The organism is Mesorhizobium sp. M1E.F.Ca.ET.063.01.1.1, assembly GCF_003998155.1.
GTDB lineage: Bacteria > Pseudomonadota > Alphaproteobacteria > Rhizobiales > Rhizobiaceae > Mesorhizobium.
Map to the genome: position 1 here is coordinate 1 of NZ_RZSC01000851.1, position 2,357 is coordinate 2,357.

Genomic DNA, 2,357 nt, shown 5'->3' on the forward strand with positions numbered 1-2,357 from the left:
GTCCAGAAGCGGGCGGAGGCCGCCGGCAGCATCATCAGCCCTACCGACAGCAGCGTGCCGAGCGCCTGGAAGCCGCCGACGAGGTTCAGCACGACGAGGCCGAGGAAGATGAAATGCACCGGGCTGCCCATGCGGCTCACCGAGCGCAGGAACAGCGGATCGAGGCATTCGGCAACCAGCGCGCGCCAGAAGATGACGAGGCTGGCGAGCGTCACCACCACGATGCCGCCGATCAAGGTGAGCGCCTCATTGTTGAGCGCCAGCACCGTGCCGAACAGCACATGCATCAGGTCGACGCTGGAGCCGCGGATAGACACCATCAGCACGCCGACGGCGAGCGAGATGAGATAGAAGGCCGCCATCGAGGCGTCCTCGCGCTGGATGGTGAAGCGCGAGACGGCGCCCGCGCCGAGCGCCACGATGATGCCGGCGATCAGCCCGCCGACAGTCATCGGCAGGATCTCGAGGCCGTAGAGCAGGAAGCCGGCCGCGGCGCCGGGCAGGATGGCATGCGCCATCGCGTCGCCCGACAGGCTCATGCGCCGCAGCATCAGGAAGACGCCGACCGGGCAGGCGCCGAGCGACAGCATCAGCGAGCCGAACAGCGCCCGCTGCATGAAGGCGAAATCGGCGAAAGGCGCGATGAACAGGCCGTAGAGGAATTCCATCACGCGGCCCTCGGTCCGGAGCCGTGATCGTGATGGTGATCATGCACATGCGCATGATCGTGTCCGTGGTCATGACTATGGTCGTGTTCGCTTGGCTCGCACCAGGGCGCATTCTCTTCCCAGGCTTCGTGGAAGCGCCGCGCCTTGAGAAGGTTTTCCGGCCGCAGTGTTTCCCGCGTCTCGCCCCAGGCGACGGGCTGGCGGGCAAGCAGCAGCGTTTCGGGAAAATTCTGCCGCACCAGATCGAGGTCGTGGACGACGACCATGATCGTGCGCTCCTCGCCATGCCAGCGTTTTATGAGCTGGATGAGGTCGCCGACGGTCTTGGCGTCGACGGCGTTGAACGGTTCGTCGAGCAGGATGAGGTCGGCGTCCTGCAGAAGCACGCGGGCAAACAGCGTGCGCTGCAGCTGCCCGCCGGACAGCGTGTCGATCGGGCGCGTCTCGAAGCCGCCGAGTCCTACAGCCATCAGTGCCTTGCTGACGGACTCGCGATCCTCCTTGGTGTAGCGACCGAGCATGCCGCGCTTGGGCCAAAGCCCGAGCGAGACCAGGTCGACGACGCGCGCCGGGAAGGTGCGGTCGAGTTCCGACTGCTGCGGCAGATAGGCGGTGCGCACGCCGGGGGCACGGACAACCGCGCCTTCCATCGGCTTCAGCACGCCGACGATGCCCTTCATCAGCGTCGACTTGCCCGAGCCGTTGGCGCCGACCACAGCGGTCAGCGAGCCTTTTCTGACGATGCCGTTGAGGTGATGAATGGCCGGATGGCTGTTGTAGCCGAGCGTCAGGTCGCGGAAGGTCAGGCAGGCATTGGTCATCATAGGACGTTCCGGCGGTCCGCTAAAACGAGTGCATCGTCGATATGTGATGTTATTACATTAGTCAACACGCCGCCCGGGCGGAATTGTGTCCCGGCCGGTCAACTCGGCGTGTATGCGAACGGCCGAAGCCGGACAATTGGCTCAATTGGTTTCGCGTCCGGTGGCCTTGCCCGGAGCCGGCACGGACTCTAAACAAGCGCGACCCTGGAAAAGAAGGAACCTCCCATGAGCATTCGTCGCATCGATGTCGGCCCGCGTATGAGCCAGATCGTCATCCACGGCAACACCGTCTATCTGGCCGGTCAGGTCGGCGCGCCCGGCGGCAACGTCGCCTCGCAGACCCGCGACATCCTGAAGACCATCGACGAATTGCTGGCCAAGGCCGGTACCGACAAGACCAAGATCGTGCAGACGATCATCTGGCTGGCCGACATGAGCACCTTCGCCGAGATGAACTCGGAATGGGACAAGTGGGTGCCGCAGGGCCACACACCGGCCCGCGCCACCGGCGAAGCCAAGCTCGCCGGCCCGGAATATCTGGTCGAGATTATTGTTACGGCGGCGATTTAGCGCCAGCCTTGCCTTCTTCCCTTGTGGGAGAAGGTGGCCGCGAAGCGGCCGGATGAGGGGTGTTGGAAGAATCGCGGCATGGAAGAATTAGGCACTTCCAATCCTTCAATTTTCCGGCGCCCCATTTCTTCCAGCACCCCTCATCCGTCTCGGCGCTGCGCGCCGATCCACCTTCTCCCACAAGGGTGTTTGGACCGGGGACATCGCGAACAGGTGTGCGAAGACATCGCGAACAGTTTTGCATGCTATCGGGCGAGGGCATTGAGGTCGATGGTTTCTATTTTCTGATGTCTGA

The 2,357-nt window shown here is 63.7% G+C and carries 4 protein-coding genes; 2 read left to right on the top strand and 2 right to left on the bottom strand.

Features of this window, described 5'->3' with window-relative positions:
• Positions 1-668, bottom strand: a 668-nt coding sequence (locus EOA29_RS33305; protein ID WP_145969949.1) for a metal ABC transporter permease, incomplete at its 3' end; no start/stop codon positions are given.
• On the bottom strand, positions 668-1,489 hold the full coding sequence (gene aztA / locus EOA29_RS33310) for a zinc ABC transporter ATP-binding protein AztA (RefSeq protein WP_126095936.1): 822 nt from the start codon (positions 1,487-1,489) through the stop codon (positions 668-670). The genes EOA29_RS33305 and aztA, both read right to left, overlap by 1 nt.
• Before the next feature lie 228 nt (positions 1,490-1,717).
• On the opposite strand from aztA, the gene EOA29_RS33315 reads away from it, so the two are divergent.
• Together EOA29_RS33315 and EOA29_RS42395 are read left to right on the top strand one after the other, a co-directional pair.
• Positions 1,718-2,062: a RidA family protein gene (locus EOA29_RS33315; protein ID WP_126094322.1), complete on the top strand. Its 345-nt coding sequence runs from the start codon at positions 1,718-1,720 to the stop codon at positions 2,060-2,062.
• Between the two features lie 59 nt (positions 2,063-2,121).
• Positions 2,122-2,357: hypothetical protein (locus EOA29_RS42395; RefSeq protein ID WP_210213202.1), on the top strand; the 236-nt coding region annotated here is incomplete at its 3' end.